At 65.8% G+C, this 15,913-nt stretch carries 16 protein-coding genes and 2 tRNA genes; 12 read left to right on the forward strand and 6 right to left on the reverse strand.

Going from position 1 to position 15,913, the window contains the following annotated elements:
• Window positions 1-12: 12 nt before the first annotated feature.
• The 4 genes from VMT65_RS12055 to VMT65_RS12070 all read left to right on the forward strand — a co-directional run bounded on the left by VMT65_RS12055 (window position 13) and on the right by VMT65_RS12070 (window position 4,730).
• A complete protein-coding gene (locus VMT65_RS12055; RefSeq protein ID WP_326308195.1) occupies window positions 13-1,425 on the forward strand; it encodes a serine/threonine-protein kinase in 1,413 nt (470 codons plus the stop codon).
• Window positions 1,422-2,675 (forward strand): DUF7373 family lipoprotein, encoded by a 1,254-nt coding sequence (locus VMT65_RS12060; RefSeq protein WP_326308196.1) that lies wholly within the window; start codon window positions 1,422-1,424, stop codon window positions 2,673-2,675. The genes VMT65_RS12055 and VMT65_RS12060 overlap by 4 nt, the downstream gene beginning before the upstream one ends.
• Complete coding sequence (locus VMT65_RS12065) at window positions 2,672-4,192, forward strand: serine/threonine-protein kinase (RefSeq protein ID WP_326308197.1); 1,521 nt, start codon at window positions 2,672-2,674, stop codon at window positions 4,190-4,192. The genes VMT65_RS12060 and VMT65_RS12065 overlap by 4 nt, the downstream gene beginning before the upstream one ends.
• Window positions 4,193-4,316: 124 nt before the next feature.
• Window positions 4,317-4,730 carry a hypothetical protein gene (locus VMT65_RS12070; RefSeq protein WP_326308198.1) on the forward strand — a complete coding sequence of 138 codons (414 nt, stop codon included), beginning with the start codon at window positions 4,317-4,319 and terminating at the stop codon, window positions 4,728-4,730.
• On the opposite strand, the gene VMT65_RS12075 is transcribed toward VMT65_RS12070, so the two are convergent.
• Together VMT65_RS12075 and VMT65_RS12080 are read right to left on the reverse strand one after the other, a co-directional pair.
• A complete protein-coding gene (locus VMT65_RS12075; protein ID WP_326308199.1) occupies window positions 4,705-5,124 on the reverse strand; it encodes a hypothetical protein in 420 nt (139 codons plus the stop codon). The two genes, VMT65_RS12070 and VMT65_RS12075, sit on opposite strands and share 26 nt — an antisense overlap.
• Window positions 5,125-5,159: 35 nt before the next feature.
• A complete protein-coding gene (locus VMT65_RS12080) occupies window positions 5,160-5,708 on the reverse strand; it encodes a DUF2231 domain-containing protein (protein WP_326308200.1) in 549 nt (182 codons plus the stop codon).
• A 129-nt stretch (window positions 5,709-5,837) separates the two neighbouring features.
• Between VMT65_RS12080 and VMT65_RS12085 the strand changes: the two genes are divergently transcribed.
• From VMT65_RS12085 to VMT65_RS12110, 6 genes are all read left to right on the forward strand, one after another.
• Window positions 5,838-6,530, forward strand: a complete 693-nt coding sequence (locus VMT65_RS12085; protein WP_326308201.1) for a helix-turn-helix transcriptional regulator — start codon at window positions 5,838-5,840, stop codon at window positions 6,528-6,530.
• 208 nt (window positions 6,531-6,738) lie between these two features.
• On the forward strand, window positions 6,739-7,755 hold the full coding sequence (locus tag VMT65_RS12090) for a fused (3R)-hydroxyacyl-ACP dehydratase subunits HadA/HadB (protein ID WP_326308202.1): 1,017 nt from the start codon (window positions 6,739-6,741) through the stop codon (window positions 7,753-7,755).
• 82 nt (window positions 7,756-7,837) lie between these two features.
• On the forward strand, window positions 7,838-8,509 hold the full coding sequence (locus tag VMT65_RS12095) for a CPBP family intramembrane glutamic endopeptidase (protein WP_326308203.1): 672 nt from the start codon (window positions 7,838-7,840) through the stop codon (window positions 8,507-8,509).
• Between the two features lie 64 nt (window positions 8,510-8,573).
• Window positions 8,574-9,446 (forward strand): DMT family transporter, encoded by an 873-nt coding sequence (locus tag VMT65_RS12100; protein ID WP_326308204.1) that lies wholly within the window; start codon window positions 8,574-8,576, stop codon window positions 9,444-9,446.
• Between the two features lie 113 nt (window positions 9,447-9,559).
• Window positions 9,560-9,632: transfer RNA gene (locus tag VMT65_RS12105), tRNA-Gly, on the forward strand.
• Between the two features lie 17 nt (window positions 9,633-9,649).
• A tRNA-Val gene (locus VMT65_RS12110) sits at window positions 9,650-9,724 on the forward strand.
• 53 nt (window positions 9,725-9,777) lie between these two features.
• On the opposite strand, the gene VMT65_RS12115 is transcribed toward VMT65_RS12110, so the two are convergent.
• Complete coding sequence (locus VMT65_RS12115) at window positions 9,778-10,464, reverse strand: hypothetical protein (RefSeq protein ID WP_326308205.1); 687 nt, start codon at window positions 10,462-10,464, stop codon at window positions 9,778-9,780.
• A gap of 1,613 nt (window positions 10,465-12,077) precedes the next feature.
• Between VMT65_RS12115 and VMT65_RS12120 the strand changes: the two genes are divergently transcribed.
• Window positions 12,078-12,758 (forward strand): hypothetical protein, encoded by a 681-nt coding sequence (locus VMT65_RS12120; RefSeq protein ID WP_326308206.1) that lies wholly within the window; start codon window positions 12,078-12,080, stop codon window positions 12,756-12,758.
• A 30-nt stretch (window positions 12,759-12,788) separates the two neighbouring features.
• Here the strand turns inward: VMT65_RS12120 and VMT65_RS12125 are convergent, their stop codons facing one another.
• On the reverse strand, window positions 12,789-13,664 hold the full coding sequence (locus tag VMT65_RS12125) for a hypothetical protein (protein WP_326308207.1): 876 nt from the start codon (window positions 13,662-13,664) through the stop codon (window positions 12,789-12,791).
• Window positions 13,665-14,234: 570 nt separating this feature from the next.
• Here VMT65_RS12125 and VMT65_RS12130 point away from each other — a divergent pair.
• Window positions 14,235-14,402, forward strand: coding sequence for a hypothetical protein (locus tag VMT65_RS12130; protein ID WP_326308208.1), 168 nt, complete (start codon window positions 14,235-14,237; stop codon window positions 14,400-14,402).
• A 188-nt stretch (window positions 14,403-14,590) separates the two neighbouring features.
• Here VMT65_RS12130 and VMT65_RS12135 read toward each other — a convergent pair whose 3' ends face one another.
• On the reverse strand, window positions 14,591-15,070 hold the full coding sequence (locus VMT65_RS12135) for a hypothetical protein (RefSeq protein ID WP_326308209.1): 480 nt from the start codon (window positions 15,068-15,070) through the stop codon (window positions 14,591-14,593).
• Window positions 15,067-15,909, reverse strand: coding sequence for a hypothetical protein (locus tag VMT65_RS12140; protein ID WP_326308210.1), 843 nt, complete (start codon window positions 15,907-15,909; stop codon window positions 15,067-15,069). The genes VMT65_RS12135 and VMT65_RS12140 overlap by 4 nt, the downstream gene beginning before the upstream one ends.
• Window positions 15,910-15,913 lie beyond the last annotated feature (4 nt).

Consider the following 15,913-nt stretch of genomic DNA (forward strand, 5'->3'; position numbering starts at 1 on the left):
AAGGAGGGCCCGATGAGCGAACCGACCCAACCCAGCTTCGCCGAGTACCGAATCGAGCGCCGACTGGGCTCGACCGCGATGGGAACCACGGCCCTGGCCCGTCATACCCGGCTGGATCGCCTCGACGACCTGACCGTCCTGCTGCCGCGGTACAGCGGTGACGACGCCTTCCGCGACCATTTCCTGGCGACCGCGGAACTGGCCGCGCGACAACGTCATCCGAATCTGGCGGTGGTCCGGGACGCGGGCGTGGACAACGGCCTGCTGTGGCTGGCCAGCGAGCATGTCGACGGCGTCAACGTGGCCGAGATCATCCGTCTGGGTGGACTGGATCCGGCCCGCGCGGTGCGCATTGTCGCCGAGGTCGCGAAGGCACTGGACGAACTGCACGACAACGGCCTGCGGCACGGCGACCTGAATCCCGCCGACGTCATCGTGGCCGAACGGCCGGGTGAACCGGATCGGGTGGTGCTCACCGGGTACGGGCTGCCCCGGCCCGCCCCGGGCCCCGACGAAGCGGCCGCACCGACCTATCCGACCCCCGAACAGACGGCCGGACTGCCCGGCGAGCGCCGCTCGGAGGTGTACGCGCTGGGCTGCCTGCTCTCGGAGATGCTCACCGGGGTGCGTCCCGACCCCGCCCGCCCGATGCCGCCCTCGTCCCAGAACCCTTGGCTACCAGCCAAACTCGACGCGGTGGTCGCGCGTGCCACCGCGCCGCGACCCGAGGACCGCTACCCCGACTGCGCGGCGCTGGCCGATGCGGCCATCGACGCGGTCGGTCCCGCGTCGCTCGCTCCCCGGCGACCGCGCTCTCGCCGCGTGCGGTGGCTCACCGTCGCCGCCGTGGTGATAATCACCGCGGCGGTGGGGATTTCGGCGTGGGCGATCCCCGTCCGGCACACCGCGGCGCCGGCGACCCCGAAGCCGACCCCGGTCGCGAGCACCAGGTCTCCGGAATTGAAAGCGGCGCTGTGGGGCGCGTACGCCTATGTCGCCGACGCCTTCCCGAACCTGCTTCCGGTCTCGGCGGACGGCGTGGGATACCAGGAGCTGTACAACTGTCATGCCGTCGATTCGAAGCACAACGACGTCTCGCTCTACGACCAGGCGGCGCAGGGTCAGCTGTGGTGTTGGGGGAACCGGAATCCGGTGTGGAGCGTCTTCGTGACGTGCAATGCCGATCGGTCACCGATCCTCCCGCAGCCCTGGACCTACCGCACGGAAGGTGAGGAACGCTGGACCCGGCCGACCGGGACCGGCTACTTGCGCTGGGGCAGCTACGAATCCAACGCGGGTACCCAGATGGCGGCGCTCGACGTGTATTTCGACAATCCGCAGGAGTCGTTCTGCTGGTGGCGGGTCCAGGCCCAAGGCTCCGCCAGCTACCTGCATACGCTGTGGTGGCCGGGAGTATCGGTATGAGCGGCAGCAGGATTCATCGCATCGCGCTGGGCGCGATCGCGGCGTCGGTACTGCTCGCCGGTTGCGCGGTGCCGGGTCACCCACGCCCCGCCACGCTCGATCCCGCGACTTTGACGGTCGGGCCCTACGGCACCGAACCGCTGACCGCGGCCCCGGCGGGAACGGAGGCCGACGGACGCATCCTCGAGTCGGTGCGCATGGGCGAGGCGATGATCGACCCGGTGGAGGCCGACCCCACGCTCGTGTACGGCCTGGGCAATGCCGCGTCGGTGCCGATCCCCTCGGCCGAGAAGGCCGTCTACCTGTCCGAACCGGTGCGCGCGGTACTCGGCAAGTACGGCATGCTGGCGGGATTCTCGGTCGGTGGAGCCGATTCCGAGATCGACCCGTATGTGGCCGTCGGCCACGCTCGACTCTTGACCGTCATGGCCATTCGTTTCCCGGACGCGGACCGGGCCCGGCGGGCCGCCGCGGAGATGGACGCCGTGGATACCGCGGTCAGCCCGGAGAACGTGCCGGTGGCGATTCCGGATCACGCTGGTGCGCATGCGCATTGGCGTCCGACCGTACCCACACTGGCCGCGACCGAGGCACAGGATGCCTATGTGATCACCGTGCTGGCCGGATATCCCGGCATCGACCTGGCCGCGCTCACCGGTCTGGCGCGTAGCGCGCTCACCGCGCAGGCGACCAGGTTGCGCGAGTTCACACCCACGCCGGTCGGCGAATTCGCCTCGCTGCCCTTGGATTCCGAGGGCATGCTGGCCCGCATGCTGCCCGAGGCGCCCGGTGTGTGGCCCCGGCCCACGGTGCTGTCGGTGGATGCGGACACGAACGCGGGCTGGAAGGCCCGGCTGCTGCCCAGCGGCGTCGTCTACGGCCCGCGCGCCACCCATCGCTGGGGCAAATGGAAGAAGGACAGTCCCGTCGACAAGGACGACATGATCATCGCGTTCCGCGGCCCCAATATCCTGGTCCGGTTTCCCGACGCGGTCGCCGCCCGCAAGGAATTCACCGAAACCGCAGACGAATTGAACGATCCGGGTATGCGGGCCGCGCCCACCCCTTCCGGGATTCCGGACGTCCGCTGCAGTGAATTCGTCGGCGGCGGCCGGTACGACGTCCGGTTCGCCTGCCGGGCCCTCTACGGGGTCTACGACGTGCAGACCTACAGCCGCACGCTCGCCGATGCCCAACTGAAGATCTCCGCGCAGTACGCCCTGCTGGTGCGGGCGGAGGCGGCGCGATGAGCGATCGACTGCGCCCGGGCACCGATTTCGCCGGATACCTCGTCGAGGGCCTGCTGGCCGAGGGTGGGATGGCCGAGGTCTACCTGGCGCGCCATCCCCGCCTCCCGCGCCGGGATGCCCTGAAGGTTCTGTCCGCCGAACACTGCCTCGATCCCGAATTCCGGGCTCGGTTCCTGCGGGAGGCCGACCTCACGGCACGCCTCAATCATCCGAATGTCATTGCCGTCCATGACCGTGGCGTATTCGACGGTCGGCTCTGGATCGCCATGCAGTACGCGAGCGGAGGCGACGCCGCGGTTCTCAGCGCCCGGGGACCGCTCGCGCCGGAGCATGCCGTGGACATCGTGGAGCAGGCCGCCCGCGGCTTGGACGAGGCGCATCGTGCCGGGCTGGTCCACCGTGATGTCAAACCGGCGAACCTGCTGATCGATGCGCGCGAGAACCGGCCGGACCGGGTGCTGGTGAGCGACTTCGGGATCGGCCGCAGCGTGACCGACTCCACCGCGCTCACCGCGGCCGGGTCGGTGCTGGCGACGCTGGCCTACGCCGCGCCCGAACAGCTGCGCGGACTGCGCGTCGATCACCGTACCGACGTGTACGGCCTGGGAGCCACCCTCTACCAGTTGCTGACGGGGCAGACCCCGTTTCCGCGACCGACCGCCGAGGCGACGATCGAGGCCCAGCTCACCGCGCCACCGCCGCGCCCGACGGCGATACGCCCGGAGTTGCCGGTCGCGCTGGACGCCGTGATCGCCCGCGCCATGGACAAGGACCCCGATCGGCGTTACCCGTCGTGTGGCGCGCTGGCAGCCGATGCCAGGGCGGCGCTCGCCGTCGCGTCGACACCGCCGTCGGGTTCGCGGCGTCTCATCGGCCGACGGCGTATGGGCCTGCTGGCCGCCGCCGCGGGCATCGTCATAGCGGTCGCTACGACTGCCATTGCGCTGCACCAGCATTCGTCTGCTGGCTCCGCGCACCCGGCGACAACCGCATCGAGTTCCACCCCGGCGGCCCCGAAGAGTTCGGCGACCACGTCCGCGGCACGGACCGCGAACTGGGGTAGCTATTCGTTCATTCCACAGCGGTTCCCGGGTTTGCTGCCCGCGTCCCCGGACGCCGCCGGATACCAGGGCATGCGCTGTGGGGCGCTCGACGAAAAGGGCTCTCCGGCGGACCTTTCCGTCCCGGCCAGCGGGATCGCCTCGATGACCTGCAACGGCGACAAGCAGCCATTGCATCAGCTGCGGATCGCCTGTGAAGCCGACCGCAGTTCCTGGCCCCCGACACCGTTGCCGGACAACGACATCACCGACGGCTCTCAGCCGTGGACTCGCTCGATCGGCAGCGGCTGGATGACCTGGGGCCACTTCCCGAACGAGGACGGGTCGAGAACCGCGGGCGTCCTGGCCATCTTTTTCAACGCCGACACGGGCCGTGACTTCTGCACCCTGATCGCCTACTCCGAACCCAACGCCCAGGCCCTGGTCGACACCTGGTGGCCATCGATACCCCTCTGACCCAGCACCACAAGGAAATCGCTAGGGAGTTACAAGCGCGCGGGCATACCTTTTCGGTGACTACTTCCCGAGGGGGTGAACGACCATGGCGCTTCGGATATCCGGGCGTGCGATTACCAGTGATATGACGCCCGAGACCGCGCATTTGGTGCCCGGGCCCGGGGGTGGGACCTGGGTGTTGAGTTGGTTGCCCGGGTGGGATTTGACGCAGGATCAGGCCATTGACGGGATGGCGTTGGATGAGATTCTGAGTGATCCCGAGCCCGAGGATCGGGAGTGGGCGTTGGAGATGGCGGCGCTGCGGGCGCGGTCGCTGGGGATGGAGCTCGAGGATGTGGTGGTGCGGCTGTGCGCTCGGGTGATCGAGCGCGATCGGCGGCGGCACCGCGAGGAGGAGCTGGAGCGGCAGCGGCAGGAGGGGACGGACCGTCCCCCGAACGAGTTCGGGGGACGGTCCTACGCCGGAAAGACTGTGGCGCGGCTCTTTTGGGAGGTCTGGCAGGCCCGGGCGATCAGCTTCCTACGCCGAGGGCGGTGAGGAAGACCAGGACGACGGTCGCCACCGCGAGCAGGCCGTGGCCGCCGACGATGGCGATCGGGAAGTGGCGTTCGGGGGCGGTGGTGGTGGCCGCGGCGATGGCGTTGCGGGAGCGGTAGACCGGCAGCCAGCGAGCCAGCATGAAGAAGCCGAGCGCGGCCACGGGAACCAGCAGGGCGAAGGCGATCCAGGACAGGGCGTCGTTGTCGATGACGAGGTAGACGATCCAGACGATCAGTCCCGCGGCGGCGAGCAGGAAGTGGCCGAACAGGACCGGGGCGGGCAGGCGACTGCTGCCGGGCTGGCGCACACCGCCCTTGGCGATCCAGGTGCCGAGCAGGACGAAACCTCCGGTGGCGGTGAGCAGCCAGAGGATCAAAGCGGCTATGCCCATGGTGTTCCTCCAAAAGATGAGTGGGATACGGGGTTTCAGTGCCGGAAACCGGCGGCCTGGGTGGCCTCGTCGGCCACGCGGACGCCGTAGTGATAGGCGAGCTTGCCGCCCAGATAACCCGAGACGGCCAGCACCGCGAGGGTCACGATGGACAGCACGAGCGGCCCGATCGGAACGGATCCGTGTGGGCCGGAGCCGGATTCACGCCACCAGAAGTTCAGCGCGTACGCCACGGTGACGGCGAGATTCAGGCTCATGTGCACCAGTGCGGTGCGGAACGCGGGTGTTCGGGTCGGGATGGCGAACAGGTCCAGGAATCCGAGCGTGGCCGCCGCGAGGGCGCCGAGCACGCCCAGCCCGATCAGCCAGACCGAGCCCCGGGCCAGGAAGTCCGGATCGTCGACCGCGTGGGAGCCGAGGTCGAAGACCAGACTCGCCACCCACGCGCCGATCGGGACGGTGACCAGGATCGGGTGGAACGGATGCCCGTACGGTCCGGCCAGCGCGGCGCTGACCGGGCGTTTGGCTTGCTGAATGTCACTTGCCTGCTGCATATCGCTGTGCCGATCGGTGTCGCTTGCCATCGCAGCCTCCCAACCTTGGGATATTTACGCCAAAGATTATTGGCGTTATTCGCGGCGCGGGTCAAATCCGCCACACCGACGCACTACCCACGCCGCTTCGCCCAACACCGTTGGCGTTATGGTGGTCGCGTGACCAGCGATTCGGCGATCGGAGCCGTGGCCGCGCTCGATGACGAGCTGCGGCGCGGGATGTACTGGTTCATCCGCCGCGCGGGGCGGCCGGTCACCCGCGACGAGGCCGCCGAACAGGTCGGCATCTCCCGCAAGCTCGCCGCGTTCCACCTGGACAAGCTCGTCGACGCCGGGCTGCTGCGGGCCGGTTACGGTCAGGCCGAAGGGATTCGGCGGGTCGGGCGCGCACCGAAGGTGTACGAGCCCACCGATACCGAAGTGCGGGTGAGCATTCCGGAGCGCCGCCACGACGTGCTGGCCGAGATTCTCCTCGGCGCGGTGCTCACCGAGGGCACCGGCGAGACCGCCCGCGACGCGGCGCACCGCGTCGCGGCCGACCGTGGCCAGGAACTCGGTGCGGCCACCCGCGCCCAGCTGCGGCCCGGCCGCTTGGGCACCGAGCGTGCGCTGACGCTGCTGCAAGCGGTGCTCGCCGAGCAGGGGTTCGAGCCCGCTCGTGCCGCTTCGGACTGTATTCGGCTGCGCAACTGTCCTTTTCACCCGCTTGCCGCCGCCGAACCCGAGCTGGTCTGCGGTCTCAACCGCGCCTATCTCGCGGGGGTGCTGACCGGGCTCGAGGCCGATACCGTCGACGCCGTCCTGGCCCCCGAGCCGGGCCGGTGCTGCGTTGAACTGCGCCCGCACGCCTGACGCTCACCGGCGGTGGTTATTCTGCGCGTACCGCCGCGCGAATCCGGTGGCCGCCTGCTCCACCTCGATGGCTCGGATGCGGGCGGGTGCCGTTTCACACGGACTCCCTTGTGCTCGAGCGTTTCGGTCGGTTGACTTCCGTCCACATCTGGCAGAGGGGATCGTCTTGACCATTGTGCAGTCCGGTTCCACCGATACGGTTGAGCCCGTGACGTTCGACCCGATCGCGCACGCGACCTCGATGGTGGGCCGCCGTTTTCAGCTCGACGGGTATTACGAGGTCGGACGGGAGAAGGTGCGCGAGTACGCGGCCGCCGTTCAGGACGAGCATCCGGTGCACTGGGACGAGCGGGCCGCGACCGAGCTCGGCTATCCGACGCTGCCGGCGTCGCCGACGTTCCTGTCGATGCTCGCGCCGCCGGTGCAGCACGCCATGAGCGGCATGCTGACCGGCTACGACCTGCGGGCCTCGGTGCAGACCGATCAGGTCATGGATTTTCACCGGCCGGTCATGGTCGGCGATCGGGTGACCAGCAATGTGGCGTTGAAGTCGTTCCGGCAGGCCTTCGGCGGCGACATGTTCGTCTTCGAGAATGTGATCACCGATCAGCACGGGGAGGCGGTGCTGACGGGGACGACCAGTGTGATCGCGCGGTCCGAGCAGTCCGACGAGCACGCCGACGCGCACGGGCTGATCGGGGATCTGATGCATCGCGGCATGGACACCTTCATTCGGCGCGCCCCGCGGCGCACCGAGCTCATCGATTGGGCTCCGACAGTCGCCGCGTATCGCAGCAGCCACTCACGCGCGGCGGGCACGCTGGCCGCGGGCGATGAATTGCCCTGCCGCACCGTACTTCTCACGGTCGGCGATCTGGTCCGCTACGCCGGTGTCGCGGGCGACGCGAACCCGATCCACTGGCATGCCGGAGCGGCGCGCGCGGTCGGCCTGGAGCGCGGTGTGGTCGCGCACGGCATGTTGACCATGGCCTACGGCGCGGGCTTCGTCACCTCCTGGCTGGGCGACCCGGGTGCGCTCGAGCAGTACAGCGTCCGCATGAGCAACCCGGTCTACGTCACCGAAACCGGCCCTACCGCAATCGAATTCTCCGGCAAGGTGAAATCGGTCGACGAACGGGACGGCACCGCGACGGTCGCGATCAGCGCAACCCACGAGGGCCGCAAGATCTTCGGCCGCGCCACCGCGATCGTCCAACTGGCCTGATCCGAATTCGGCCGGAATCCCTTTCGGAAAAGCGGATTCCGGCCGAAGCCCGCACGAAGGTGTGAACGCTAGGGTGTAGCGCATGAGGATTCGGCCGAGTCGGCGGGCCTATTTGGCGGCGGAGTACGTGGCGTTGTTCTTCGGGGGGACGACGCTGTACAACGCGGTGATGCGGGGGAAGCCGCCGATTCCGGCGTTGCTGGTGCTCGCGTCGGGGGTGACGGTATATCTGCGGCGGGCGCGGGGATTCGATCGCGAGTCGTTGTGGCGGGCCGAGGCGTTTCCCGAGCAGGCGCGGTCGATGGCGGTGACGGCCGGGGTCAATGCGGTGGCGTTGACCGCGGCGACGGCGGTGGTGCACCGCAATGACCTGTTCGACCTGCCGCGCCGGAATCCGCTGATCTGGCTGGCGGTCATGGTGCTGTACCCCGTCTTGAGCGTCTACCCCCAGGAGTTGATCTTCCGGTCCTTCCTGTTCCACAGGTACAAGCCGGTTTTCGGTGAGGGCCCGGGCATGGTGGCGGCCAGCGCCGCGGCCTTCGGCTACGTGCACATCCTGTTCGGCAGCTGGTTCTCGGTGGCGGCCAGCGGTGTCGGCGGCTGGCTCTTCGCCGCGCGCTATCTGCGCACCCGCTCCCTGTTCACCGCCTCGGTCGAGCACGCCGCCTACGGAATGCTCATCTTCACCATTGGATTGGGCCGCTACTTCTACCACGGCGCGACCCCCGCCCGTCTCCCCCTCGACCCCGTCTAGGCCCGAACCGCCGATGCCCCACCTGCCGACCGACCGGACCGGGTGGGTCCGGCAGACTGGCCGGGTGGGAAATCTACCTATCGCAGCGGTGGTCTGCGCATTCGTCGGGGCCGTGCTGTTCGCCGTGTCGGCGGTGGCGCAGCAGCGGGCGGCGGCGGATGTGCCCGAGGGGGATGCGCTGCTGGCCAGGCTGATTCGGAATCCGCGGTGGCTGGCCGGGTTGATCGGCGACGCGGGCGGGTTCGGGTTTCAGGTGGCGGCGCTGGCGCTGGGGTCGGTGCTGGTGGTGCAGCCGATTCTGGTGACCGCCTTGGTGTTCGCGCTGCCGCTGGCGGCGCACTACAGCGGGCGGCGGGTCACCGGGACCATGTGGGCGCAGGCGGGGGCGCTGTCCATCGCGCTGGCGTGTTTCCTCGTGGTCGGCGCGCCGACCGAAGGGGTAACGGACGCGCCGTGGCATCACTGGATGTTGCCGCTCGGCCTGCTGATCGGCCTGATCGTGGCGGGCATCGCGGTCGCCACCACGGTGCGGGTGCCCACCCTGCAAGCCCTGCTGCTCGGCTCGGCGGCCGGACTCCTGTTCGGCATCTCCGCCGCGCTCACCGAGAGCGTGACCCAGCAGTTCGGCCGAAGCATCGCCAGCGCCTTCACCGGCTGGGAGCTCTACGTACTGGTCGCCTGCGGCATGCTCGGACTCTATGTGCAGCAGCGCGGCTACCAGGTCGGCCCGCTCTCGGCCTCGCTGCCCGCGTTCACCGTCGCCGAACCCCTCGGCGCGGCCTTCCTCGGCATGACGGTCCTCGAGGAGCGGCTGCGCAGCGGCCCGGTCGGCACCGCCTTCGTGGCGCTGTCGGTCATCGTCATGTGCGTTGCCGCCGTCCGTCTTTCCCGCGCCCAGGCCGCACCCGCGCTCGAGCCGCAACCGGTCACCGACTGATCTCGCCGCCACGCCCGAATCACCCGGTTTTCCAGGCGATTTGCATTTACCACCCACCCATAGGCTAATGTTCTCTCCCGCAAGCCAATCGGCCTTCCGGGCCGGGTGAGCGTGCGGATGTAGCGCAGCTGGTAGCGCATCACCTTGCCAAGGTGAGGGTCGCGGGTTCGAATCCCGTCATCCGCTCTCAGGGGGATTTACCTGCGCGATTAGCTCAGCGGGAGAGCGCTTCCCTGACACGGAAGAGGTCACTGGTTCAATCCCAGTATCGCGCACCAACGTTTGACCAGTTCAGGCCCGGTTTCCACCGGGCCTTTCTGCTGTCGTGAACTCAACGTGAACTGACCGGCGTGAACTCAATCTGAACTGAGTCCCCTCCCCCAGGTTCGCTCTCAGCGCTGAACTCCGCGCCGCAACCGCCGCAGTAGATCGGCGCTGTCTCGAACACGGTCTTGGAGACGCGGATCTTGCGACCGCAGTTGCATTCGACGGATAGACCGTTGTTGTTGGACTTGCGTCCACCGCGTCGGCCCGGTTCACTGCGACGGTAGGCCACCAACGCAAAGGTGAGCTCTTCTAGTTCGTCTCGGTACAGTTCGCGGGTCTGGTCCGGCACAGTGGTGAGTGACCATCCGATCTTGTCGTGATGCTCGAGGGTGAGCCCGAGTTCTTCGCCGAGGGCGCGGAATCGCTCGTTGTGCCAGCGGCCCTGGCGGCTGGTGTCCTTGATCCCGCGCGTTACTGCGACACCGTGGGCGGCTTCGTGGAGCAAGGTACCGAGCACCCCGACAGCGCCCCGTTGCAGTCCTTCGCCGCCGAGGAACAGTTCATGGAGCTCATACTCACCGCGCACCCACCGGTTCGGCGCGAAGTGCCCCAAGGTGAGGTCACTGCCGATCGAGCCGGAGCCCACGGTCAGCACCACCTCGGGCACGTCCGGGTGACGGGATCGGATGGCGGCCCAAGTAGATTCCACTGCGGAAACAAGCAGGCCGGTGATGGTGTCGGAGTCGGTCATGATCTCCAGGTCCTTCCGGGAGCTTTGACACGTACGTGTCAACCAGCGGCCCAATGGTTTTGACACGTACGTGTCAACGGGATGGGAGCCCTCGGAGAGCGTGGATTCCCTGGGCGCGCGCCGCGCTCTGCGAGGGGCAGGCCCCTGCGGCCTGCCCTCATCGCCTGCCCGTCGCGCCGCAGAGGCTCCCGGACAAGGACGAATTTCCGGTCACTGCACCGCAAGTGGAGCACGGACCGACGGCCGGAAAATCGTCCTTGTCTCGCGGAGGGGCGGCGCGGCTACCATGCGGCGCGCGCCCAGGGAATCCACAAACCTGCTCGGGCACACCAGACCAGGCCCATCACCGGACCCAAGACCGCCACCGGTCACACTCGGCCGGACCACACGTGCCGCCGCGTTCGCACCGGACGCCACCACACCGCCGTGCGCTACCACTCACCCAGCCGCCGGTTACCCGCCTCGTCACCCATCGCCACCTTGCACCGGACCTCACCGATTCTCACCCAACGTTACCTATCTCTCTCTTCTACTGAATTTTCTTGTTACTCACAGTTTCTCGCCTTCCCACCCTCTGACTCTTCTTCTGCTTCATGCTCAGAGGACAGCAAATACGCACTGATGGGTGTATTTGCTGTCCTCTGAGCATGAAGCACATCACCGCTGGTCTGAGGGTGGGAAGGCATGCGACTCGCGTGCACAACGCCGACCCTGAGCTACCGTCGTTCTCGCACCGTTTTCGACGAAGATCCGTGTTTTCCGTACGGTCGGACGCTGAGGGTACCGCTGTATGCCGGTGAATGACTTGTGTTGCGCCGCTGGCATATTGCGGTTCTGCTCGGCGTGTCGAAACTCGGGCGACGGCGCGACTTCTGCGCTAAGTTGGCTGTTCGGGCGCGCCTGATGTTCGGCGAGTGGGGTGGGGGCGCGATTTTAACGGTGCCGCCCCTCCGCGCCCAAGGACGAATTTCCCTGTGGCGGACGGTGATCAGCAGTCGGCCCGGTAATGGGAAATTCCTCCTTGGCCGGGAGCCTCTGCGGCACCGAGACGGGCGATGGTGCCGGGCAGGCGGGGCCTGCCCGTCTCGTTCACGCCCCCACCCCACCGTGCTCAGTTAGTCTGTGGCGCGGTTGGCATGCCAGCGGTGGGACCGTCCGTGCCAGGTTCGCGAGCCGGGTTGTCGCACACGGGGTTCTGAGTAGGCTCCCGAACAGCGTGATCACCGCAAGCGGTCGTTTCCGCTCCGAAGGATCGATCCGGCGGTGTACCGGTCGGATCGAGGTGTGAATACATGACCACGACACGCACACTCACGGCGCTGGTCGCTCTGCCGATCCTCACCGTCTCGGGGCAGGGTCTAGCGAGCGCCTCGGGACAGCCCGGACTCGCGGTGCCCGGAGACGGGCAACCAGGGCTCAGTACCGCGCCAGCCCCTCCCGCAGCCCCACCGAGCCTGGCGGACTACTTACCTGATCCGCCTGCCCCACCAGCACGTCCACGCCCACAACAGCAACACGCCCCACAGTCCGACACCCTGATTCAACAGCCGCCAGTTACAGAACCAGATGCCCCTGAAGGACCGCAACCGGTCGGGACATCACCCGAAACACCTGTGGACCCGCATACCCTGCGGGCCGGTGACACCACCGTTTCGGTTCCGGACTGGTTGGACACCAAGACTCGGGACAAGGTCCAGGCGTATCTGGATTACACGGAATGGCAGATTGCCGCCGGATACGACACCCTCGGGTTCAGCCGCGACGAATCCGATCGCCGCGCCGCCTCGACCCTGACCGGCGGCCTCGTGGCTGGAGTTGCGGGAGCAGAAATCGCCTCGGTGCCCGCCGCATTCGTCGGCTGCGGAATCGGGGCGATCGTCGGCGGACTCGCGGGCGGGGCTATCGGAGCGACTGCCTTCGGTGTCGGGATGCCCTTCGGCGCCGCGGCTGGTGCCGGGCTGGGATGCCTGGCCGGATCAGCGGTCGCCGCTGTCCCCATGATCGCGGTAGGCGCTACCGCTGGGGCCGTCTTGGGTGGCGCAACCGCCGGCGCTCTGGGCGGCGGCGTCGACGTTCCCAAACCTGCCGATCCTCCGCCGGTGATTGAGACCGCAGCCCCCGCTGCTCCGCAGCCATCGCCTGCCGATTCGATGCCCGTCGGTCAGCAGGTCGCCAGCGGCGTGGACGCTTTCGCTGCGGCTGTCCCCACGGTCGAGCCGATTATCACGTCCTTACGGGAGGCCATCGCGGCACTGCCCCCGCTGATTCCTATGCCGCCCAACGACTCCCACTGATTTTCTTCCTCGGAATTCAAAACCGATGCATCAAGCGGTGGGCTCTTGCTCGTCCGGAGTGGAATGCTGCGTAAGAAGGCCTTGATTGCTGCCGCCCCCAATGTTGCCCGCTCTGATTTCCGAGTTGTAGATCATGACGTCCGCCCTGGTCCTGGGCTTTTCGTCAGGCCGTGCCAGGAACGCTGCCAGTACACGCCCGACCGGGTACAAATGGGGGATCGTCAAGATCAGCAGAAGAAGCTGTACGACGCTGGTGACAACTCTGCTGAACTCGAACGGCGCTGCCGGTATGAGGACGCTGAGTAGGGCGTACGTCATCAAGGGTCGGACGTGGGATACGTCGTCGCGATCGACGTTCCGCCCCGCTGGGTTCAACTCAACGTCGCCAGCCTCGTTGTGACCGAAGAGTTTCGGTGCCGTCGACACCGGCCCGGCTACAAGGAAGCCAAAGCTGGCTGTCTGTCGGCGTTCAAGGTGCGCGACCACCCACCGTTTGTCGATCGGTGCCTGGTTCGGAAGGGGCGCATCTTCGATGCCATACTCCGGAGGCGGATCGCCAAGGATGTACGCATCCAGGATCTGGGAACGCTCAGGGAAGCTGAAGCGCAGGTATTCATTCTTCACGACCAGATGCCCGGCATTTTCAATGCTGCATGTGACCTCGTAGAGTTGGCCTTCCACTGGGCGGCCCTCGAACTCAACGGACACCTTCTGCACCAGGGTCTCTGGGACATCCGCCAACGTCGAACCGACACTCATACTGTAGGTCAAGCGCTTGACTTTCTTGCGATCGCGAATCTGATCGGCAACCTCCTTCAGAACAAAGCCGATGATCACCGCCACCACTGCGATGATCGTCCGAGACTGAGTGTCCGTCAGAACCCAACCATCCTGGGCAAGAAGCATGATTACCCTCCCCGTTTGCCCCGCAGCCTCCCCGAGCACTGCACCATGCCCGGGCCAGATCATCTGTACCCGATCTTCAGGCATCGCGCATGGATATGGGCCCCAGAGCGGCAGCGTCACATCGAATCTGACGATATCAATGGAGACATGCGGGCAAGCCTAGGAATCGGAGTGGTCCCCGAATCAGGTGCAGCAGTGGGTACGGTCAGGCCGGTTCTGCTCGGTGATCGGCTCGAAGCAGTCCAGGCACCTCACTGAGCCCTTGACTTCTCGGGTCGCCTAGACCAGGAACACGTGATTCATCCGTAACGGCGTGTCGCACACGGCGTTTCGGTACCATGCGGTCTTAAATGCGTGACATGCAACACATTAGTCGAAATTTTCGAAATGGGTTGAGCTGCCTTATTTCACTAGGTCAGAGTGAATTTTCGGGTAGGAAAACGCCAGTTCAACGAGCGAAATCCGGGCAGCGCTGGTGGGGACGTTACCCACGCTGTGTGGGTATTGTGGGTTACATATGTAGCCCAAATTTCTGGGTTCATTTGTGATGCGTGCAACTAGCTTGGCAGCATGAGCTTCGATGCTGTGGTGCGGACCGCTGAGCTTGCCGCGGCCTCCAGTCCCTTCGCTGTTGCCTCAGTCCTCAAGCTCAAGATCGCCCTGAAAGACACCGAGCCGAAAGACCGTGCCAAGATCATTCAGGCGTTGTTCGGTCGAGGAAAGGGCCGAGATGATTGAGAACCCCTCTCCCGCAACGGGGAGGGGTCTTTTCGTGTCTCTAGGCCATGTCGCCTGTGCCTGCTAACCGCTTCTCCAACTTGGCCACCCCATCAGAGTGGCCCATCCCCTGTAGAGGGCTTGCTCCGTCAGTTGGGCGAATATCTTGCCCTACAGCCCGGTTCTCGCGCGACTAGTTGATCGTCAGCTCAGCCCTTGACTTCTCGGGTCGCCTTGACCAGGAACTCGATGGCCTTGCGTGTCTGGTCGTTGTTCAGGTCAGTGTTGAACAACTCCATGGTGCCGACCCATCGGCCGTCCTGGACGCGGAACTTGCTGCCCGGGGCCATCCAGACCTTTTCATCGAAGCCGTTCTGCGGTTGGTATGCGGGATCGCTGGGTTCGTCAGTGCCGTCTTCAAGGGAACGCACCATGTCCAGGTGGCCGGCCATCCCGCCGTTCACATGGCTGGGGAAGCAACCGTTCGCACGGCTCACAGGCTTGTCGAAGTCCTTCTGATTCGGGTACTCGACGTCGATGGAAAGAACAGTTTTGTAGAAGTCGGCGAACTCGCCGCAGAGTTTCCCGCGATTGTACTGCGACGGGCCGGTGATGTCCTTTTCGGAGGACCCACAGCCCGCCAAAAAGACCAGCAGCGGGATCATCAGTACGGCGGCTCTGCGGCTCATTGGACCATTTTCCATTGGTAGGTGTCGTTGTTGTCGTCCTGGAATGAGAAATCTGTAAAAGTGAAGTTCCCGGCCGAATCCTTCGGCGGGCTCGGCCACTTATTTTCCGACCCAAACCCGATTTGCGCCTGAGTCGCCTTGACTATATTAATCTGGGATATCGTGGTGCCCGTCAAAGCGTTCATGATCGCACCCAGAACATCAACAATCGTACCGGCGGCCTCGACAGTGGCATCGACCCACGACTTGATCGGGTTCGCGTTAAGCTGCGCGGCCGAAAAATCCTTGACGATCTTTACTAGCTTGACAACAGCCTTTTGCAGGGCGTCGTAGAAATTAACGACGAGCTTGGTAATGGTCTGAAGCTCGTTCGCAATACCGTTAGCAAAGGCTACCATCGAGGTGAATGCTGGCGTTTGCTGACTGAGCCGCATGTTCTGGTAGTTGTCAGCCCCCCGCCCGGTCCAACTGCTTCTCAGATCCGCTTCATTCATGGCACCCTGACCGAGGGTTACATCGTTTGCGATATCCTTCCATTTCCCCATTATGTCGATCAATGTAACCGGAAGATTCATACCGGCAATGAACTGCTGTAGTCCCGGATCGTTGTTTTCCGGGTTTCCGTATATCGCCTTGTGGAGTGCATTGTAAATTTCGTCATGCTTGCTATTTAGCCATTCCACGTTGGGAATGGCTGCACCATTCGTGATACCGGACGCAACAGCAAGGACTTGTAACGCCCTGAAATCTCGGTCCACATCGGCGATGAGACCGTATACGTCTGTTTCCTTGTCTTGGATTATCCGAATGTAGTTGACGAGAGTCTGCCTGGTGTCCATGCGG

The organism is Nocardia sp. CDC153 (genome assembly GCF_035818515.1).
In the GTDB taxonomy this organism is placed as follows: domain Bacteria; phylum Actinomycetota; class Actinomycetes; order Mycobacteriales; family Mycobacteriaceae; genus Nocardia.

Coding starts and splice junctions, on each gene's coding strand:
- VMT65_RS12055 (WP_326308195.1), top strand. CDS start 13: ATGAGCGAACCGACCCAACCCAGCTTCGCCGAGTACCGAATCGAGCGC.
- VMT65_RS12060 (WP_326308196.1), top strand. CDS start 1,422: ATGAGCGGCAGCAGGATTCATCGCATCGCGCTGGGCGCGATCGCGGCG.
- VMT65_RS12065 (WP_326308197.1), top strand. CDS start 2,672: ATGAGCGATCGACTGCGCCCGGGCACCGATTTCGCCGGATACCTCGTC.
- VMT65_RS12070 (WP_326308198.1), top strand. CDS start 4,317: ATGACGCCCGAGACCGCGCATTTGGTGCCCGGGCCCGGGGGTGGGACC.
- VMT65_RS12075 (WP_326308199.1), bottom strand. CDS start 5,124: ATGGGCATAGCCGCTTTGATCCTCTGGCTGCTCACCGCCACCGGAGGT.
- VMT65_RS12080 (WP_326308200.1), bottom strand. CDS start 5,708: ATGGCAAGCGACACCGATCGGCACAGCGATATGCAGCAGGCAAGTGAC.
- VMT65_RS12095 (WP_326308203.1), top strand. CDS start 7,838: ATGAGGATTCGGCCGAGTCGGCGGGCCTATTTGGCGGCGGAGTACGTG.
- VMT65_RS12115 (WP_326308205.1), bottom strand. CDS start 10,464: ATGACCGACTCCGACACCATCACCGGCCTGCTTGTTTCCGCAGTGGAA.
- VMT65_RS12125 (WP_326308207.1), bottom strand. CDS start 13,664: ATGCTTCTTGCCCAGGATGGTTGGGTTCTGACGGACACTCAGTCTCGG.
- VMT65_RS12130 (WP_326308208.1), top strand. CDS start 14,235: ATGAGCTTCGATGCTGTGGTGCGGACCGCTGAGCTTGCCGCGGCCTCC.
- VMT65_RS12135 (WP_326308209.1), bottom strand. CDS start 15,070: ATGAGCCGCAGAGCCGCCGTACTGATGATCCCGCTGCTGGTCTTTTTG.
- VMT65_RS12140 (WP_326308210.1), bottom strand. CDS start 15,909: ATGGACACCAGGCAGACTCTCGTCAACTACATTCGGATAATCCAAGAC.